The organism is Nocardioides humilatus (assembly GCF_008373755.1).
GTDB classification, from domain to species: domain Bacteria; phylum Actinomycetota; class Actinomycetes; order Propionibacteriales; family Nocardioidaceae; genus Nocardioides; species Nocardioides humilatus.
Genome location: NZ_VUJV01000164.1, coordinates 1 through 332 on the forward strand (window position 1 = coordinate 1; position 332 = coordinate 332).

At 48.8% G+C, this 332-nt stretch carries 1 protein-coding gene; it reads right to left on the bottom strand.

Going from position 1 to position 332, the window contains the following annotated elements; all coding sequences use genetic code 11:
* Positions 1 to 145: 145 nt before the first annotated feature.
* On the bottom strand, positions 146 to 332 hold a 187-nt coding region (locus F0U44_RS24335), incomplete at its 5' end, for a lipocalin/fatty acid-binding family protein (protein WP_223163825.1).

Sequence of the window (332 nt, forward strand, 5' to 3'; positions counted from 1 at the left end):
CGATGACTGATGTGAAAACTAAAATTAGTTTTACAAAAAAGCTAGAAAGGGCTAATGTATAGAATAGATGCTAAATAAACATAATTGTGCCGCGGGATGTTCGTGAATCGGCGGCACCGACTCCCGGCCTCGGAGTAGAGTCCTTTTACTGGACCTTGTAGACTCTGGTGCAAGTCACGTCCTTAGCTGTCATCACAGCTTTCATCTCCTCAGGGCCGAATTCCCTGACGTAAGTGACTTCAAGACCGTCGGGGGCCTTCTGGACTTGCTTGAGGGTGTTGCCTTCGAATGTGCATACGGATTTCACCTTAGCACCGTCAGCGCGGTCCTCT